Source organism: Streptomyces vastus, assembly GCF_039532825.1.
GTDB lineage: Bacteria > Actinomycetota > Actinomycetes > Streptomycetales > Streptomycetaceae > Streptomyces > Streptomyces vastus.
Genome location: NZ_BAAASJ010000081.1, coordinates 68083 through 86024 on the forward strand (window position 1 = coordinate 68083; position 17942 = coordinate 86024).

Here is a 17942-nt window from a genome sequence, read left to right on the forward strand (position 1 = left end):
TCCGGTGCGGGAAGGTGTCCGGTCACCGCCCCGTGCCGGTCTCGCGCCGGGGGACGAGGGTGTTGTCACTGGTACGGCCGGCGAAGTGGTCTGCGACGTTGCCCACGGTGGTGGCGGCGATCTGGCCGACGGCGTCCCGGGTGAAGTACGCCTGGTGCGAGGTGACCAGGACGTTGTTGAAGGTCATCAGACGGGCGAGGCGTTCGTCGGTCATCACCTCAAGCGACTTGTCGAGGAAGAACACCCCGGCCTCCTCCTCGTACACGTCCAGACCGACACCGCTCAGCCGTCCCGCGCGCAGCGTCTCCAGCAGCGCGTCGGTGTCCAGCAGGCCGCCGCGGCTGGAGTTGACCAGGATCGCGTCGTCCTTCATCAGGGCCAGGGCTCGGGCGTCGACGAGGTGGTGGGTGTCCGGCAGCAGCGGCACGTGCAGGCTGACCAGGTCCGCCTCGGCGAACAGCCGCTCCCGCTCGACGTACTGCATGCCCAGAGCCAGGCAGTCGGGGTTCTCGGCGACGTCCCAGCCCAGCAGCCGCATCCCGAAGCCGTGCGCGATCCGCGCGAACGCGGTCCCGATCTTCCCGGTGCCCACCACCCCCGCGGTCCGCCCGTGCAGGTCACGGCCGATCAGCCCGTCGAGCCGGAAGTCGAACTCGCGGGTGCGGTGCGCGGCCCGCACGACCCGCCGGTCGACGGCGAGCGCCAGCGCCCAGGCGAACTCGGCCACCGAGTAGGGCGAGTAGAACGACACCCGCGCCACCGTCAGCCCCGACTCCTCGGCGGCCGCCAGGTCGATGTTGTTGTAGCCGGTGGCCCGCTGGGCGATCATCCTCGTGCCGCCCTTGGCCAGCGCGCGCAGTACGTCCGCGTCCAGGGTGTCGTTGACACTGCTGAGCACCACCTCGTGCCCCGCCGCGATGGGGGCGGTGTCCCGGTTCAAGAACAGCCCCAGACAGCGCAGTTCATGCCGGCCGCCGAACTCCCGGTCGAACGCATCCTGGAGCAGGGGCTGTTCGTCCGCGAGGACGCCGTACGCGACGATCTCCACGTGGTTCTCCTCCCACAGGGACGGCTGATCACCTCTCCACCGTAGGGCCGCGGCGATACGGCCAAAGGGCCCGACGGACCTCGAGGGCAAAGCCCGGGCGGGGCCGCAGTGGAAGCTGGTCGGGCCCCCGGTGCCGTCCCCGTCCGTCTGGGCGCCGCGGATCAGGTCCGGTCGGACCGTAAACGCGGTGACCATCGGCCCAGTGACGGCGGTCGTGGCGTCGGGAACCGTGGGTGCCGTGATTCCCGGTCGACGGGCGAGGATTGCTCCGACGCGGGCGAAGAGAGGCCGCGACCTCAGCGCGTCATCTTCCGGTCGAACCAGATCGTGGCGAACGTCGGCACCATCCCGGCCCAGAAGATCACCTGCGGTACGGAACGGTCCGTCCGCGGCCTTGACCAGCTTGCCCAAGTCGACGTTCTCGACGGGACGTTCACGCAGGTGACAGCGGAGGATCGCCTCGCGGGCGGGGGCGTCGGGCGGCAGCAGGAGCAGGGTGCGGTCCAGGCGGCCGGGGCGGCGCAGGGCGATGTCCACGTCCCAGGGCATGTTGGTGGCCGCCAGCACGAACACGCCGTCATTGGCGGCCGCGTCGATGCCGTCCAGCTCGGTGAGCAGCTGGTTGACGGTGTTGCGCATGCCGCTGCTCTGTGTGCGGCTGCGCTTGCCGCCCAGTGCGTCCAGCTCGTAGAGGAAGACCACGCAGGGGGCTTGGCGGCGGGCACTGGCGAAGATCTCGTGCATGTTGCGCTCGGAGTTGCCGGTCCACATGTCGAGCACGTCATTGACCGACACCGACCGGAAACTCGCCCCGAGTTCCCCGGCGATCGCCCGGGCGATGAAGGTCTTGCCGCAGCCGGGCGGGCCGTACAGCAGCAGTCCGCCGCGCAGGGACTTGCCGTACAGCTTGCGCAGTTCGGGGTTGCGCATCGGTGCGAGGAAGGCCTCGACGAAGCGGGGCGGGACGAGGTCGCCGACCTCTTCCTCGGCGGCCGGGACCGGCCCCGGCCGGTATTGGTGTACTGGCCGCGCCTCGACCGGGAGATGGCGGTCACGTGGCGCACGTACCGCCGCCCCCAAGACCAGCCGCCACTGTCAGACCCCCGTGGAAGGATGGCCCTCATCGCGTCAGACGGCGCGGCAACGGTCTGGGAACAGCGCGAGTACGGGGCAAAAAAGAGGGGCGGCATGGCACACGGCGAGGGGGCGAACGGCGGCCCCGTGTTCGCGCCCGTGGGGCGGAAGGCGCGCCACGTGCTGGCGCGAGGGGAGCGGCTGCATCAGGACGCCCGGGCCGTGCTCGACGACCACCGGCGGGCAGTCGACGAGATCCGTGCCGCGCTTGCGCCGATCCAAGCCGAGCTTGTCGTCGAGGAGTTGGCGGGCATTCCCGTTTCGCGGCTGAAGGACGCCACCGAGGGGCGGTTGCGGCTCGCTGCCCTGGAGGCGGCCGGGGTCGGGTCCGTGCGGGAGGTGTATGAGGCGAGCCGGTATGAGTTGCGGCAGATTCCGGGGGTCGGGGCGCAGACCGCCGATCAGGCGCTCGCCGCGGCTCGGCAGATCGCCCGGGCGGTCGAGGAGACCGTGTCCGTACGGATCGATGTCGATCATCCGGAGCCCCGGACCACCGCTCTCGTGATCGCGCTGCGGCGGCTCGTCGAGGCGGGGCCCGAGCTGCGCCGCGCCGTGGACGCCGCCGAGCGCCTTGACCGGCGGCTGAAGGTGCTGCTTCCGGCGGCCCGGCCCGCCGGTGGGCGGCTGCGGATGGCGCTGTCCACGAAGGCCCGGCGGGAGAGCGCACTGGTCGCGGTCGCGGAACTGCATGAGCTGACGGCCGATTCCGGGGACGTAAGACTGCTGCTGGCGCAGGCCTCCACCGATCTGCTGCGCGAGTCCGCCTCCGAGGCCGAGGCGTGGGTCGACTTCGAGCTGCGTTCCACGGAGTACTACAGCCAGCTCGCCGAAGTCGCCGGCAGCGCTCCCGACGTCGCGGCCGCCGAGGGCTTTCTGCCGGCGGAGGTCGCCGAGCGGGTGCATGCGCAGGGGCTCGACGACACCCATCGCCGGGTCTCGCTGCGCGGCTACCAGTCCTTCGGTGCGCGGTTCGCGCTCGCACAGCGGCGGGTGGTGCTCGGTGACGAGATGGGGCTCGGCAAGACGGTCCAGGCCATCGCCGTGCTCGCGCACCTGGCGGCGCAGGGACACAGTCACTTCCTGGTGATCTGCCCGGCGAGCGTACTGATCAACTGGACCCGCGAGATCCGCGCGCGCAGCACCCTGCGGGCGATGCCCGTGCACGGTCCCGAGCGGCAGCACGCGTACGGGGAGTGGCGTGAGCGCGGCGGAGTCGCCGTCACCACCTTCGACGTGCTGCACAGCCTGCCCGCGCCGGACAGAACGACCGCGCCCCCGGCCGCACTCGTCGTCGACGAGGCGCACTACGTGAAGAATCCCGACGCGCGCCGATCCCGCGCCGTCGCCACCTGGACCGACCGGTGCGAGCGGGTCCTGTTCCTGACGGGTACGCCGATGGAGAACCGCGTCCAGGAGTTCCGTACGCTCGTCCGCTACCTCCAGCCCCAGCTGGTGCCCCAGATCCAGGGAGGGGACGCGGTCGCCGGCCCGCACACCTTCCGCAAGTCCGTCGCCCCCGCCTATCTGCGCCGCAACCAGCAGGACGTACTCACCGAACTGCCCGCGCTGCTCCAGGTCGACGAGTGGGAGGAGTTCAGCGCCGCCGACCAGGAGGCGTACCGCGAGGCGGTCGCCGCCGGGAACTTCATGGCGATGCGCAGAGCCGCGTATGCGAACGCCGAGCAGTCGGCGAAGCTGCAACGCCTGCGCGAGCTGGTGTCCGAGGCGGCTGAGAACGGGCTCAAGGTGGTCGTCTTCTCGTACTTCCGGGACGTGCTCGGTGTGGTCCAGCAAGCCCTGGACGATGGCGCGTTGGGGCCCTTGGCCGGTGGTGTGCCGGCCGCTCGCCGGCAACAGCTGGTCGACGAGTTCACGGCGGCCGACGGCCACGCCGTACTGCTCTGCCAGATAGAGGCGGGCGGCGTCGGCCTCAACCTCCAGGCGGCGTCCGTCGTGATCCTCTGCGAGCCGCAGGTCAAACCCACCCTGGAGCACCAGGCCGTGGCCCGCGCCCATCGCATGGGCCAGGTCCGCCCGGTCCAGGTGCACCGTCTCCTCGCCACGGACAGCGTGGACGACCGCCTGCTGCGCATCCTGGAGAACAAGGCCCGCCTCTTCGACGCGTACGCCCGCCGCAGCGATGTCGCCGAGGCGACCCCGGACGCCGTCGACGTCTCGGACGGCACCCTGGCCCGCCGCATAGTCGAGGACGAGCAGCAGCGGCTGGCCGCCGTCACATGAGCCCCCACTGAGCCCCCGGCGCGTGGTTTATGACGTTGTGTCATGACTGGTATATGGCGCCTGTGTTACGTCCGTGCAGGGCTCTTGTGCAATTCCTGTGGAAGCCTCAATCTTTCGGCTGACGCACAGGGTTGTCACCGAACTTGGCATGACCCTGTCTTCTTTTGCGTGCCCGCACCAGCCCGCACCACCTGCGTGTGCTCCACCGGCACCACCCCCCACAAGCGCGCCACCGATTGAGGAGGATCCCTCAGATGGCAGTGATGCGTCATGCCCGCCGAAGACTTGCCGGAATCGGCACCGGAATCAGCGCGACGGCCCTTGTCGCCGGCCTTGTCACCGCTCTCCCCGCCCAGGCCGCCGCGGCCCCCGTGGGCCCCGTCCAGTACGCGGGCGCACCCGGGACGATCGCGAACAGCTACATCGTGACCCTCGACGCGGACGCCGCGAAGGCCGGCTCCGCGGAGGGCAGGGCACTCGCCAAGGAGTACGGCGCCACGATCGAGCGTACGTACAAGAAGGCGCTGAACGGCTACGCCGTCGAGGCCACCGAGGCCGAGGCGAAGAGGTTCGCCGCCGACCCGGCCGTCGCCTCCGTCGTCCAGAACCGCACCTTCACGATCACCGCGACCCAGCCCAGTCCGCCCTCCTGGGGCCTGGACCGCATCGACCAGGCGGCCCTCCCGCTCAACCAGAGCTACACCTACGACGACACCGCGGGTGAGGGCGTCACCGCGTACATCATCGACACCGGTGTCCGCATCACCCACACCGACTTCGGCGGCCGGGCGGCCTACGGCTACGACGCCGTCGACAACGACAACACAGCCCAGGACGGCCACGGCCACGGCACGCATGTCGCGGGCACGGTCGCGGGCACCGCGTACGGCGTGGCCAAGAAGGCGAAGATCGTCGGCGTGCGCGTGCTCAACAACTCGGGCCAGGGCACCACCGCGCAGGTCGTCGCGGGCATCGACTGGGTGACGAGCAACGCAGTCAAGCCGGCCGTCGCCAATATGAGCCTCGGCGGCGGCGCGGACACCGCGATCGACACCGCCGTACGCAACTCCATCGCCTCCGGCGTCACCTACGCCGTGGCGGCCGGCAACGAGTCGACGAACGCCTCGACCCGTTCGCCCGCCCGCGTCACCGAGGCGATCACCGTCGGCGCCACCACCAGCACCGACGCCAAGGCCAGTTACTCCAACTTCGGGACCGTCCTGGACGTCTTCGCCCCCGGCTCCTCCATCACCTCCACCTGGGCCACGAGCGACAGCGCCACCAACACCATCTCCGGTACGTCCATGGCGAGCCCGCACGTAGCCGGAGCCGTCGCCCTCTACCTGGCGGACAACCCCACCGCCACCCCGGCCGCCGTCCAGACCGCACTGGTCAACTCCGCCACCACCGGAGTCGTCACCAGCCCCGGCACCGGCTCGCCCAACCGCCTCCTGCGCGTAGGCAGCGGCGGCGGCACCACCCCGCCGCCCACCGGCTCGCGCTTCGAGAACAGCGGCGACTACACGATCAGCGACAACGCCACCGTCGAGTCACCGCTCACGGTCACCGGCGTCACGGGCAACGCGCCCTCGGCCCTGAGCGTCCCGGTCAGCATCATCCACACCTACATCGGCGACCTCCAGGTCCAGCTGATCGCCCCCGACGGCACCGCCTACACGCTGAAGGCGTACGGCACGGGCGGTTCCGCCGACAACATCGACACCACGTACACCGTGAACGCCTCGTCAGAGGTCGCGAACGGCACGTGGAAGCTCAGGGTCAGCGACAACGCGGCGCAGGACACGGGCCGGATCGACTCCTGGGCGCTCCAGTTCTGAGCCTCGTCAGGAGCCGATCCTCAGTAGCCCATCGTCAGTGACGCAACATCAGTAACCCTCGTCCTCGCGGTACGGCTTCGGGTCCGTGACCCAGCCGGCCGCGAGGACGAGGCGCGAGCGGCGGTGGACGGCGAGGAAGGCGAAGGGGCGGTCGAAGCGGGCGTCGATCGTGGTGGTCACGTAGCGGGGTTCGCGCGGTGCGCTGCCGGGGGCGGCCGCGATGGCCGTCACCGCCGCCGCACGGAAGCCCAGCGCGCCGAACCTCGCCATGGTGGACTGCCGGGCCGACCCGACGGCCAGCGGAAAGCCGCTGATTGAGGGAAAGTGTCCGCGCGAGGTGTCGCGCGCCGTCGTGAGGCCGAACATCCGGTGCAGCTCCAGCAGATCGTGGTGCGCCGTCATGTCGTACGCCACGGTCGTCACGTCCAGCGTCGGCGGCCGGGGCCGCATACGACGTACCTTCTCGACGCGCAGCCCGGGTCCCACGTCCCCGTACGGCAGTTGAGGACCGGAAACGACCGGACGCGTGCCCTCGAGGATGCCGATGCCGGACCCCACCACCTGACCCGGCGTCATCGCCTCTTCCCCGAGCAGCAGATGGACGTCGATGCCGGTGCTGCCCAGCACCTTCAGCTCGGTGACGCACCCCTCCGGAGTCTCGGCCACGCCGACGCGGTCCAACAGGACGCTGCTGCGGCGCAGCCCCAGGAGCGTATGCCCACGCCATGGTCCGTGAGCCGCCCGCACGGGCCGCTCCTTGAAGGGGCGCAGCCATTGCGTACGCATGGCCAGCGCACTCGCCAGGACCAGCTCGGTGTCCGGTGTCAGCACGGCCGGCATGCGCTCGACCAGCCCACCGGTGCGCTGCGCCGCCCATCCGTCCAATGCCGCGCGATCGGTGGCCTCGTCTCCCGTGAGCACTCCGTGCGTCTGAGCGGGCAGCCCTTTGGCCCACTCCTCCCGCAGCTCCAGCGTCCGCCTGGTCCACAGCCCGAGGGCCGAGTCCAGCCCTCGCATCCCGCCCAGGGCACCCATCAACTCCCGCCCCGCACAAGCCGCTTCCTCGGCCGGCAGCCCCACCGCCTCGGCCAGCTCCGCGCGCGCCGCGCCACCCGCGCCGTCCGCCAGAAAGGCGAGCAGCGGCCACACCCCGGCGGCAGAGAAGACCGTGCCGTCCGTCGCCGCCTCGGCCCACCGCGCCGTCAGCCCGTTGACCGCGCCGACCGTCGTCCCGGCCAGCGCAATTGACGCGTTCGTCATCCGCGTTCCGCCCCCATCCGCCCCACGCTTACCATGCGCCTGTCGTACGTCAGTTCTCGCAGCGCTCGGACGAGGAGCACGGTACTAGTGGACATACCTCCGCCCCCTGGGCCCCAGCAGCCCCCAGGCGGCCAGTACCCGCCTCCCGGCCCGTACGGCGCGCAACCCGGCTACGGCCAGGCACCGGGCCCGTACGGCTATCAGCCCTGGGGCCAAGGCCACCCCCCGTACACCCCTCCCCTTCCCCCTCCCGCTCCTCCAGTCAATGGATTCGCCATCGCCGCGCTGGTGCTCGGCATCCTCTGCTTCCTGCCACTGATCGGGCTGATCCTCGGCTTCATCGCGCTGGCGCAGATCAGGAAGAAGGGCGAGCGCGGCAAGGGCATGGCGATCGCGGGCGTGATCCTTTCGGGGCTCGGCACGGCCTTCCTCGTGTTCGCGTTCGCGAGCGGGGGAGCGGCCGAGTTCTGGGAGCGCTTCAAGGAGGGCGCACGGGAGGGCGCGACCTTCTCCGTCGACAAGGGCGAGTGCTTCGATACGCCGGAGGGCTCGCTGGAGGGCGTGGCGTACGACGTCGACAAGGTGCCGTGCGCGGACAAGCACGACGGCGAGGTCTTCGCGAACTTCCAGACGGACGGCGGCAGTTACCCGGGTGACGCGGCCATCACCGAGGCAGCTGACGAAAAGTGCTACACACTTCAGGCCGCGTACGCGATGGACTCCTGGGCCGTGCCCGACAACGTCGACATCTACTACTTCACCCCGACCAGCCAGAGCTGGGACCTGGGTGACCGCGAGATCAGCTGCTTCTTCGGCAACAAGGACCCGTCCGCCGGTCTGACCGGCTCACTGCGCAACGACGAGACCACACTCGACGCCGACCAGATCGCGTACCTGAAGGCGGATCAGATCCACAACGAGGCCATGGAGGCGGCACCCGCGGAGGAGTACGTCGAGGACGACCTGCCCGGTCACAAGCAGTGGGCGACACGAGTCTCCGGCGCTCTGACCGAGCAGATCGGCATGCTCCGCTCCCGCGACTGGGGCGCCGAAGCGCAAGGCCCGGTCACCGCGCTGGTCAAGGACCTCGACACGGCCCAGAAGGAGTGGCATCAGGCCGGCAAGGCCACCGACGCGGACGCCTTCTACGAGCACTACGAGAAGGGTGCGAACCTCACCGACCCCAAGCGGACGATCACCGCACGCAAGGCCTTGGGCCTGGCCACGAACCTGCCGACGTACTACGAGGACGAGAACGGCGAAGGCGGCAGAACCGGGGGTGGCGCCGGCGGCGGCGCCGAGGTGTGACCGTCGGCCAGGGCCGATCTCAGCGGCCATAGCCGAGAGAAAGCACCTGGTAAAGACCTGCCCCACCCCATGTCATCACATCGAGTGAATCTCTGGCCCTTACTTGCTCGGGACAACCCTGGGTTGCCACGCTGTTGCTGTCTGTGCAACTTGATGGGAGCGGCCAGTGGCATTCGGTGAGCAGCCGGCGTACCTCCGCGTCGCGGGTGATCTCCGCAAGAAGATCGTCGACGGTTCGCTGCCACCTCACACCCGGCTCCCGTCCCAGGCGAGAATCCGCCAGGAGTACGGGGTTTCGGACACGGTCGCCCTGGAGGCCCGCAAGGTACTGATGGCCGAGGGCCTGGTCGAGGGCCGCTCCGGATCCGGTACGTATGTGCGCGCGCGCCCCGTGCCACGCCGCATCGCCCGCTCCGGGTACCGGCCGGAGACCGGTGCCACCCCGTTCCGCCAGGAGCAGGCCGACGCCGAGGCGCGCGGCACGTGGGAGTCGCACAGCCGGCAGGCCGAAGCGAGCGCCTCGGTCGCCTCGCGGTTGGCCATCGAGCCTGGTGACCGCGTGATGTGCACGCAGTACGTCTACCGGGACGCGGGCGAGGCGATCATGCTCTCCACGTCCTGGGAACCGCTCGCCGTCACGGGCCGTACGCCCGTGATGCTCCCCGAGGAGGGCCCTCTCGGCGGCATGGGCGTGGCCGAACGCATGGCGGCGATCGACGTCGTCGTGGACAACGTCACGGAGGAAGTCGGTGCGCGGCCGGGGCTGGCCGAGGAGCTGGCCGCTCTGGGTGGGGTGCCTGGTCACGTGGTGCTGGTCATCCAGCGCACGTTCTTCGCGTCGGGCCGGCCGGTGGAGACGGCGGATGTGGTGGTGCCGGCCGATCGGTACCGGGTGTCGTACCACTTGCCGGTGAGGTAGCCTCCGGCGGCTGGGCGGGTGGGTTCGTTGCCGGCTGCAGGTCCGTTGTGGCCGGTCGCGCCCCGCGGCGGAGCCGCTGATGTCACAGCCCCGCGCGGGGCCGGTGCGTCAGCCCGTCGCAGGCCGGGCATACGGCCCGGTGTCGGTGCACCGTGCGGGTGACCTGAGACAGAACCTGAGCGACGGCTGTTGCGTTGGCGCCACCGCGTGGGCGCGAGCAACCCCAGCGAACCCTCGCCCGAACGCGAACCCGAACTGTAAAAACCCATGCGCGCTGCGTGAAGGTTAGGCGTAGGCTCGGGCATATGCGGATTGCGGTTGCGGTGTCTTTATGGAGCGGGTCGGAGCGCGGAGCGGAACGCAGAGGGGGAGTGCGATGAGCGACGGCACCATCACGCTGCCCTGGCTCGTCGTACGACGCGACGACAACGGCAACCGCTACACGGTCAGCAGGTGCGCGACCAGGATCGAAGCCGAGAAGATCGCGGACCGCCTCGAACGCCACGGCCCCAACCAGCTGTACTTGATCGAGCGCATCCAGCAGAACGGCCAGAACGGAAGCCCGTAGTCTCCACCGCATGACGGAACGGATCGTGGTGGTAGGAGCCGCCGTACTGAGCGAGGGCGAGCGCCGCCTGCTCGCCGCCCGCCGCAGCGCACCCCCGGACCTGGCCGGCCGCTGGGAACTCCCGGGCGGCAAGGTCGAACCCGGCGAGACCCCCGAGGGCGCCCTCGTGCGCGAGCTGCGCGAAGAACTCGGCGTCGAGGCGGAGCCACTCGCACGGATCCCGGGGGAGTGGTCCCTGAAGCCCCCGTACACCCTCCACGTCTGGACCGCCCGCCTGCTCCCCGACTCGGCCGACCCGAAACCCCTTGAGGATCACGACGAGTTGCGCTGGCTGACACCGGACGAGATCTGGGATGTCGACTGGCTGGATCAGGACGTACCGGCCGTCATGGAAGTGGCCCGCCACGCCTGGCAGAACCCCGCACCGGAGGCGTGACCCCCGCGGCAAGGGGTACGCGGATGCCGCCGGAGGCGAACAGCGGACGCCGCCAGTGCTGTGACATATGCAACGCTGCACGCCCATGTGCGCAAGCCCGGACGGCGTGGCATAAGGGCCTCACCCCGAACGCGCGGGGCTCCGTCCGGTACGCCGGAGGTGCCCGTACGCCGTTCGTGCCACAGTGAGCCCCGGCGCACGGTACTCCGCCCCGCATACCGGGTATGTCCCCATTAACCCCTCGAAACCGGACTACATCCGCTTCAGGCTCGGGAGTGATCCGCGTGATCCACACCGATGGAAAGGTCGCCGAGTGGACCTTCCCCGCGGATCCCGGTTCCGTACGAGCCGCGCGTACCTTCGTCCGGAGCCAGCTGCGCGCCTGGGGCCTCGAGTCCCTCGGTGACGTGACCGCGCTGCTGGTCAGCGAGCTGGTCACCAACTGCCTGCAGCACGCCATGGGACCCATCGACGTACGCCTCGTACGCCCCACGGAGCCTCTGGACGGTCTGCTCGTGGAAGTCTCCGACCCCCTGCCGGACCTGCCGCACGAGCGCGCCGCACGCCTCGAGGACGAGGGCGGTCGCGGGCTCCACCTCGTGGCATGCTCGGCGCGCCGCTGGGGCACCCGCCCCGGCGCGGCGGGCAAGACGGTGTGGTTCGAACTGGCCCCGCCGGACTGAGCGGTGGCGATTCGTGAGTCGTCCGGGGCTGTCCGGTCCTGAGGGCTTACAGGAGTCTGTGATTCGACGGGGTGCGCCCTGGTTAGAAGACTGGGAGTGTGTGTCGCGGCCGGTCCGAAATACATCGGGACCGTGCTGTGATCGTGAACACCGTGTTGTGCGGCGCCGTACTGCTGGATACTGCGGGCAGCCGCCCCCGGTGACCGATGCCGGACGCGGTGAGCTGGAGGGGACGGTTCGCGTGAGCGAGATACCAGCGAAGGCCACGGAGACTGCGGAGTCCATGGAGTCCGGGGACCCGGGGGGCGACGCGAGGGCCGGTGTGCCGGTCGGTGGCGTCGACGGCGAGGTCGACGGCGTGGTGTGGCAGAGCAGTCCACCCGGCTCAATCTACGACTACATCAAGGTCGCCTCGTTCTCGATCGGACCCGACGGCCTCGTCGACCAGTGGAGTCTGCGCGCGGAGAAGCTCTTCGGCATCAGGTCCGAGCGGGCCGTGGGCGTGGATCCCATCGAGGCATTCGTCGATCCCGATCTGCGTGAGCTCGGCCAGCGGAAGATGGCCGAGATTCTCGACGGCCGGGAGTGGACGGGCGTCGTCCCCTTCCGGGTGCCGGACGACGCGGAGTCCGGTGCGGGCAAGGAGGGACTCGCCGAGGTCTACGTCATGCCGACGCGCACGGAGGAGGGCGAGCGAGCCGCCCTGTGCATCGTCGTCGACGTCCGCACCCTGCGCGGAATCGAGACGGATCTGGCTGCCGCACAGGCGGTTTTCGGCCAATCTCCCTTCGGCTTCCTGCTGATCGACACGGAGTTGAAGATCCGCCGGGCCAACGAGCGGTTCGCCCTGGTCTTCGGCGGCACCGCCGACGACCACCGCGGACGCACCGTCAGGGACTATCTGGTGTCCCACGAGGCCGAGCGGGTCGCCGCGACGCTGCGCCGCGTCCTGGAGACCGGCGAATCCGTCACCGACATGCAGGTCACAGGCACCGTGCCGGGCTCCCCCGAGCGCCGGAACTGGTCCGTCAACCTCTATCGCGTGGAGAGCGGCGCGGGCCGGCCGATCGGTATCGCCTGGCTGGCCATCGACGTCACGGCGCGCCGCGCCGCCGCCCGCGAGGCTGCCGCAGCCCGGCGCAATCTCGCCCTGCTGAACGAGGCCGGGGCGCGCATCGGCAACTCCCTCGACCTGGAGACCACGGCCCGCGAACTCCTCGACGTGGCCGTCCCCGGCTTCTGCGACCTTGCCTCCGTCGACCTCTACCAGGGGCTGCTCGCCGGCGACGAGACCCCGCCCGGGCTCGCCGACGGCAGCGCGGAGCTGCGCCGGGTCGCTTTCGCCAGCGCCGTCTCCGACGCGCCCTTCATCGGCGGCCCCGAGCCGGTGAACGTCGGCGCCGTGCACCACTTCGCGTTCAACTCGGAGTGCGCGGACGCCCTGCGCACCGCCCGCCCGAAGACCGTCCCCGGCGAGGAGGGCGGCCTGATCCAGTCCACGCTGGCCGTGCCGATGGTCGCGCACGACACGGTCGTCGGCCTCGTGCAGTTCTCGCGTACGAAGGGCAGCGAGCCGTTCGGGGAGCGGGACCGCGGCCTCGCGGTCGAGCTGGCCGCACGCGCCGCCGTCTGCATCGACAACGCCCGCCTGTACCGCCGCGAGCACCAACGGGCGCTGATACTCCAGCGATCCCTTCTGCCCCCGGGCGACCCGGAGGCCTCCGGCCTGGACATCGCCTGCCGCTACCTTCCCGGGAACGCGGCGACCGAGGTGGGCGGCGACTGGTTCGACGTCATCGAACTCCCCGGCCACCGCACGGCGTTGGTCGTCGGCGATGTGATGGGCCGCGGTCTGCGCGCCGCCGTCGCCATGGGTGAACTCCGTACGGCCGTACGCACCTTGGCACTGCTCGACCTCGAACCGGCCGAGGTCCTCTCGGCGTTGGACGAGATCGCCCGCGGCCTCGGCACGCCCGGCGGCATCCAGCAGGCCACCCGCACCGCGGGCCGTCAGTCGCAGCGCGACGCCGACCTCTGCGAGGTGTATCTCGCCACCTGTGTGTACGCGGTCTACGACTCCGTCACGCGCCGCTGCACCTTCGCCAACGCGGGCCATCTGCCGCCCGTACTGGTGGAGCCCGGTGAGAACGCGCTGATGCTGGACGTGCCGCCGGGCATGCCGCTCGGTGTGGGCGGCGAGCCCTTCGAGGAGGTGGAGGTCGAACTTCCCGAAGGTTCGCTTTTGGCGCTCTACACGGATGGACTGGTCGAATCGCGCGACCATCCGCTGGACGAGGGCCTGCAGGCGTTCGTGGGCGCCCTGACGGACCCGTCCCAGTCGGCACCCGGCCACCACCCCGGGGCGACGGCGTGGCGCGCCGACACCTCCCGATCGCTGGAGGATGTCTGCGACCACGTCCTCAACACCCTCGACACCCATCACGGCGAGGACGACATCGCCCTTCTGATGGCCCGTGTCCAGGGGCTGCCCGCCGAATCCGTAGGCGACTGGACCCTGCCGCGCGAGCCGCGCAGCGTGGGCCGGGCTCGTGAGTTCGCCCGTGGCCAGCTCCTGAGCTGGGACCTCGAACCGCTCGTCGACACCGCGGAGTTGCTGGTCAGCGAGCTGGTGACCAATGCCCTGCGCTACGGCGAGGGCGACATCAGGCTCCGGCTGCTGCTCGACCGCACGTTGGTCTGCGAGGTCTGGGACGCCGGCCTGGTCCAGCCCCGTCGCCGCCGCGCCCGCGACACGGACGAGGGCGGCCGGGGCCTCCAGCTCGTCGGGCTGCTCAGCGCGGCGTGGGGCTCGCGCCGCACGCCGCGCGGCAAGACGGTCTGGTTCGAACTCCCCCTGCCGAACGGCGACACAGGCCTCACGGACCCGGCGGAAGCCTTGCTGAGCCTGTTCTAGGAGGAGCTAGAGGGCCCCAGGAGGCCAGAAGATCAGGAGATCAAGAGGACCTAGGAGGTACGCCTCCTGATCTTCGACCCCAGCCACACCAGCGGGTCGTACTTGCGGTCGACAGCCCGTTCCTTCAAGGGAATCAGGGCGTTGTCCGTGATCTTGATGCCCTCGGGGCAGACCTCGGTGCAGCACTTGGTGATGTTGCAGTAGCCGAGCCCGTGTTCGTCCTGGGCCGTGCTCTTGCGGTCCAGGCCGGTCTCGGACGCCGCGTCCAGCGGGTGCATGTCGAGCTCCGCCACCCGCATGAGGAACCGGGGCCCCGCGAACGCCTGCTTGTTCTCCTCGTGATCCCGGACCACATGGCAGGTGTCCTGGCACAGGAAGCACTCGATGCACTTGCGGAACTCCTGCGAGCGGTCCACGTCCTCCTGCATCATCCGGTACTCGCCGGGACCGACACCGGCGGGGGGCACGAAGGACGGCACCTCGCGCGCCTTCGTGTAGTTGAAGCCGACGTCGGTGACGAGATCACGTACAACGGGAAACGCCCGCAGGGGAGTCACCGTGATCGTCTCCTCGCGCGAGAACACCGACATACGCGTCATGCACATCAGCCGCGGCCGGCCGTTGATCTCCGCCGAACACGAACCGCACTTGCCCGCCTTGCAGTTCCAGCGCACGGCCAGATCCGGGGTCTGGGTCGCCTGGAGGCGGTGGATGATGTCCAGCACCACCTCGCCGTCGTTGACTTCGACCTTGAAGTCCTCCAGGCCACCGCCCTCGGCGTCCCCGCGCCACACCTTGAAGCGGGCCTCATAGCTGCTCACTCGTACAGCTCCTCTTCAGCGAGGTACTTGACCAGCTCTTCCTTGTCGAAGAGGGCGAGCAGGTCCTGCCGGATGGGCTCGGTGGTCTCCCGGACGAGCTTGATCTGGCCGCGTACCGGATCCGTGGCCGCCAAGCCCGCCGTGGGGTCGATCAGCCGGCAGAGCAGGTTGATCCGCCGCCACTCCCGCTCCATCGTCGGATGGTCTTCACGGGTGTGGCCGCCGCGCGACTCCGTACGCTCCAGGGCGGCGCGCGCCACGCACTCGCTGACCAGCAGCATGTTGCGCAGGTCGAGCGCGAGGTGCCAGCCGGGGTTGAACTGCCGGTGCCCCTCGACCCCGGCCCGCCGCGCCCGTACGCGCAGATCCGCCAGCTTCTTCAGCGCCGACTCCATCTCTGCCTCCCGGCGGATGATGCCGACGAGGTCGTTCATCGTCTGCTGGAGTTCCTGATGGAGGGTGTACGGGTTCTCCGGCGGCCGTCCCGCCTCCTCCGCACCCGCTTCGGGGCCCTCCGCGGAGAACGGCCGCAGCGCCTCCGCCGCCGCCGTGTCGATCTGGACGTCGTCCACAGCGGGCCGTTCGCCCGCATCGGTCGCGTACCGCGCCGCGTGCAGCCCGGCCCGGCGGCCGAAGACCAGCAGGTCGGAGAGCGAGTTGCCGCCGAGCCGGTTGGAGCCGTGCATACCGCCCGCGACCTCCCCGGCCGCGAACAGCCCCGGCACCCCGCGCGCCGCCGCCGTGTCCGACTCGACCGCGATCCCGCCCATCACGTAGTGGCAGGTCGGCCCGACCTCCATCGCCTCGGCGGTGATGTCGACGTCGGCGAGCTCCTTGAACTGGTGGTACATCGACGGCAGCCGCCGCTTGATCACCTCGGCGGGCATACGCGTCGACACGTCGAGGAAGACGCCGCCGTGCGGCGAACCACGGCCCGCCTTGACCTCCGCGTTGATGGCCCGCGCCACCTCGTCACGCGGCAGCAGCTCGGGCGGACGCCGGTTGTTGTCCGGGTCCTCGTACCAGCGGTCGCCCTCTTCCTCGGACTGCGCGTACTTCTCCTTGAAGACGTCCGGGATGTAGTCGAACATGAACCGCTTGCCCTCGGAGTTCCGCAGCACCCCGCCGTCCCCGCGCACCGACTCCGTGACGAGGATGCCCTTCACCGACGGCGGCCAGACCATGCCCGTCGGGTGGAACTGCACGAACTCCATGTTGAGGAGGGGTGCCCCGGCCAGCAGCGCCAGCGAGTGCCCGTCGCCGGTGTACTCCCAGGAGTTCGACGTGACCTTGAAGGACTTGCCGATGCCACCCGTGGCGATCACGACCGAAGGGGCTTCGAGGACGAAGAAACGGCCGGACTCGCGCTCGTAGCAGAAGGCACCGGAGACCCGCTCCCCATCCTTCAGGATCCGGGTGACCGTGCACTCCTGGTAGACCTTCAGCCGCGACTCGTAGTCGCCGGTCTCCTTGTGGTCCTCCTGCTGCAAGGACACGATCTTCTGCTGGAGCGTGCGGATCAGCTCCAGGCCCGTGCGGTCGCCGACGTGCGCGAGCCGCGGGTACTCGTGCCCGCCGAAGTTGCGCTGGGAGATCCGCCCGTCCTTCGTACGGTCGAAGAGGGCGCCCCAGGTCTCCAGCTCCCAGACGCGGTCCGGGGCCTCCTGCGCGTGCAGTTCGGCCATCCGCCACTGGTTGAGGAACTTGCCGCCGCGCATGGTGTCGCGGAAGTGGACCTGCCAGTTGTCCCCGGCGTTGACGTTGCCCATCGCCGCCGCGATGCCGCCCTCGGCCATCACCGTGTGCGCCTTGCCGAACAGCGACTTGCAGATCACGGCCGTACGCGCGCCCCGCTCACGCGCCTCGATCGCGGCCCGCAGCCCGGCGCCGCCCGCGCCGACCACGACGACGTCCCACTCCTGCCGGTCAACTACGGGCATCAGAACAACCTCGGATCGTCAAAGGCACCGGACGCGACCAGATACACGTAGAAGTCGGCGAGCGCCACGCTCACCAGCGAGGCCCACGCGAGCAGCATGTGCCGGGCGTTGAGCTTGCCGACCCACTGCCACATCCGGTAGCGCACGGGGTGCTTGGAGAAGTGCTTGAGCTGCCCGCCGACGATGTGCCGGCACGAGTGGCAGGAGAGGGTGTACGCCCAGATCAGCACGATGTTGACCAGGAAGACCAGGGTGCCGAGACCCATGTGGCCCCACTCGTAGTGCTCGTCGCGGAAGGCGAGCACGGTGTCGTACGTGAGGATGCCGGCGACCAGGATCGCGGCGTAGAAGAAGTAGCGGTGGATGTTCTGCAGGATCAGCGGGAAGCGGGTCTCGCCGGTGTACTTCTTGTGCGGCTCGGCGACCGCGCAGGCCGGGGGTGAGGCCCAGAAGCCCCGGTAGTAGGCCTTGCGGTAGTAGTAGCAGGTCAGCCGAAAGCCCAGCGGGAAGATCAGGATGAGCAGGGCGGGGGACAGGCCCCACCAGCCACCGAAGATCTCCCAGTTCGGGCCCGCCCGCATCGGCTCGCAGTTCTCCGCCAGGCAGGGCGAATAGAACGGCGAGACATACGGCGCCGCGTAGTAGTCGGTGTTCGCGAACGCCCGCCACGTCGAGTAGACGACGAAGGCCAGCAGACCGGCCGCGGTGGTGGCGGGCGCCAGCCACCAGCGGTCCGTCCGCAGATGCGGGGCGGCGATCGCGGCGCGCGTGGGGGTTCTTACGCCGCCGCTGTTCAGTTCGGGTTCCGTACCAGTGGCCAAGGGGGTGGACT

At 70.1% G+C, this 17942-nt stretch carries 13 protein-coding genes and 1 pseudogene; 8 read left to right on the plus strand and 6 right to left on the minus strand.

Annotation, left to right across the window (positions count from 1 at the left end):
* Nucleotides 1-22 precede the first annotated feature (22 nt).
* On the minus strand, nucleotides 23-1048 hold the full coding sequence (locus tag ABD357_RS29355; protein WP_344394131.1) for a 2-hydroxyacid dehydrogenase: 1026 nt from the start codon (nucleotides 1046-1048) through the stop codon (nucleotides 23-25).
* A gap of 552 nt (nucleotides 1049-1600) precedes the next feature.
* Nucleotides 1601-1978, minus strand: a pseudogene (locus ABD357_RS44870) (AAA family ATPase); the annotation flags it as partial.
* Nucleotides 1979-2236: 258 nt separating this feature from the next.
* On the opposite strand from ABD357_RS44870, the gene ABD357_RS29365 reads away from it, so the two are divergent.
* Together ABD357_RS29365 and ABD357_RS29370 are read left to right on the plus strand one after the other, a co-directional pair.
* The gene (locus ABD357_RS29365; protein WP_344394037.1) at nucleotides 2237-4423 is read left to right on the plus strand and encodes a DEAD/DEAH box helicase; all 2187 of its coding nucleotides are present in this window, start codon (nucleotides 2237-2239) and stop codon (nucleotides 4421-4423) included.
* Nucleotides 4424-4677: 254 nt separating this feature from the next.
* Nucleotides 4678-6261, plus strand: a complete 1584-nt coding sequence (locus tag ABD357_RS29370; protein ID WP_344394038.1) for a S8 family peptidase — start codon at nucleotides 4678-4680, stop codon at nucleotides 6259-6261.
* A 48-nt stretch (nucleotides 6262-6309) separates the two neighbouring features.
* Here ABD357_RS29370 and ABD357_RS29375 read toward each other — a convergent pair whose 3' ends face one another.
* Nucleotides 6310-7521, minus strand: a complete 1212-nt coding sequence (locus ABD357_RS29375) for a serpin family protein (RefSeq protein ID WP_344394039.1) — start codon at nucleotides 7519-7521, stop codon at nucleotides 6310-6312.
* A 33-nt stretch (nucleotides 7522-7554) separates the two neighbouring features.
* On the opposite strand from ABD357_RS29375, the gene ABD357_RS29380 reads away from it, so the two are divergent.
* The 6 genes from ABD357_RS29380 (at nucleotide 7555) to ABD357_RS29405 (ending at nucleotide 14349) form a co-directional block, all read left to right on the plus strand.
* Nucleotides 7555-8829, plus strand: coding sequence for a DUF4190 domain-containing protein (locus tag ABD357_RS29380; protein WP_344394040.1), 1275 nt, complete (start codon nucleotides 7555-7557; stop codon nucleotides 8827-8829).
* A 166-nt stretch (nucleotides 8830-8995) separates the two neighbouring features.
* On the plus strand, nucleotides 8996-9748 hold the full coding sequence (locus tag ABD357_RS29385) for a GntR family transcriptional regulator (RefSeq protein ID WP_344394041.1): 753 nt from the start codon (nucleotides 8996-8998) through the stop codon (nucleotides 9746-9748).
* Nucleotides 9749-10124: 376 nt separating this feature from the next.
* Nucleotides 10125-10316 (plus strand): SPOR domain-containing protein, encoded by a 192-nt coding sequence (locus tag ABD357_RS29390; RefSeq protein ID WP_344394042.1) that lies wholly within the window; start codon nucleotides 10125-10127, stop codon nucleotides 10314-10316.
* A 10-nt stretch (nucleotides 10317-10326) separates the two neighbouring features.
* Entirely contained in the window at nucleotides 10327-10752 is a 426-nt protein-coding gene (locus ABD357_RS29395; protein WP_344394043.1) for a (deoxy)nucleoside triphosphate pyrophosphohydrolase, read from the plus strand.
* Nucleotides 10753-10976: 224 nt separating this feature from the next.
* Nucleotides 10977-11435, plus strand: coding sequence for an ATP-binding protein (locus ABD357_RS29400; protein ID WP_344394044.1), 459 nt, complete (start codon nucleotides 10977-10979; stop codon nucleotides 11433-11435).
* 241 nt (nucleotides 11436-11676) lie between these two features.
* Nucleotides 11677-14349, plus strand: coding sequence for a SpoIIE family protein phosphatase (locus ABD357_RS29405; RefSeq protein WP_425585052.1), 2673 nt, complete (start codon nucleotides 11677-11679; stop codon nucleotides 14347-14349).
* A 50-nt stretch (nucleotides 14350-14399) separates the two neighbouring features.
* On the opposite strand, the gene ABD357_RS29410 is transcribed toward ABD357_RS29405, so the two are convergent.
* The 3 genes from ABD357_RS29410 to ABD357_RS29420 are packed head-to-tail and all read right to left on the minus strand — an operon-like array spanning nucleotide 14400 to nucleotide 17931.
* Nucleotides 14400-15170: a succinate dehydrogenase/fumarate reductase iron-sulfur subunit gene (locus ABD357_RS29410; RefSeq protein WP_344394046.1), complete on the minus strand. Its 771-nt coding sequence runs from the start codon at nucleotides 15168-15170 to the stop codon at nucleotides 14400-14402.
* The gene (locus ABD357_RS29415) at nucleotides 15167-17110 is read right to left on the minus strand and encodes a fumarate reductase/succinate dehydrogenase flavoprotein subunit (RefSeq protein ID WP_344394047.1); all 1944 of its coding nucleotides are present in this window, start codon (nucleotides 17108-17110) and stop codon (nucleotides 15167-15169) included. The genes ABD357_RS29410 and ABD357_RS29415 overlap by 4 nt, the downstream gene beginning before the upstream one ends.
* Nucleotides 17110-17931, minus strand: a complete 822-nt coding sequence (locus ABD357_RS29420) for a hypothetical protein (protein ID WP_344394048.1) — start codon at nucleotides 17929-17931, stop codon at nucleotides 17110-17112. Before ABD357_RS29420 ends, ABD357_RS29415 begins: the two co-directional genes overlap by 1 nt.
* Between the last annotated feature and the right edge of the window lie 11 nt (nucleotides 17932-17942).

Coding starts and splice junctions, on each gene's coding strand:
- ABD357_RS29375 (WP_344394039.1), bottom strand. CDS start 7,521: ATGACGAACGCGTCAATTGCGCTGGCCGGGACGACGGTCGGCGCGGTC.
- ABD357_RS29380 (WP_344394040.1), top strand. CDS start 7,555: ATGCGCCTGTCGTACGTCAGTTCTCGCAGCGCTCGGACGAGGAGCACG.
- ABD357_RS29365 (WP_344394037.1), top strand. CDS start 2,237: ATGGCACACGGCGAGGGGGCGAACGGCGGCCCCGTGTTCGCGCCCGTG.
- ABD357_RS29415 (WP_344394047.1), bottom strand. CDS start 17,110: ATGCCCGTAGTTGACCGGCAGGAGTGGGACGTCGTCGTGGTCGGCGCG.
- ABD357_RS29400 (WP_344394044.1), top strand. CDS start 10,977: ATGTCCCCATTAACCCCTCGAAACCGGACTACATCCGCTTCAGGCTCG.
- ABD357_RS29370 (WP_344394038.1), top strand. CDS start 4,678: ATGGCAGTGATGCGTCATGCCCGCCGAAGACTTGCCGGAATCGGCACC.
- ABD357_RS29395 (WP_344394043.1), top strand. CDS start 10,327: ATGACGGAACGGATCGTGGTGGTAGGAGCCGCCGTACTGAGCGAGGGC.
- ABD357_RS29390 (WP_344394042.1), top strand. CDS start 10,125: ATGAGCGACGGCACCATCACGCTGCCCTGGCTCGTCGTACGACGCGAC.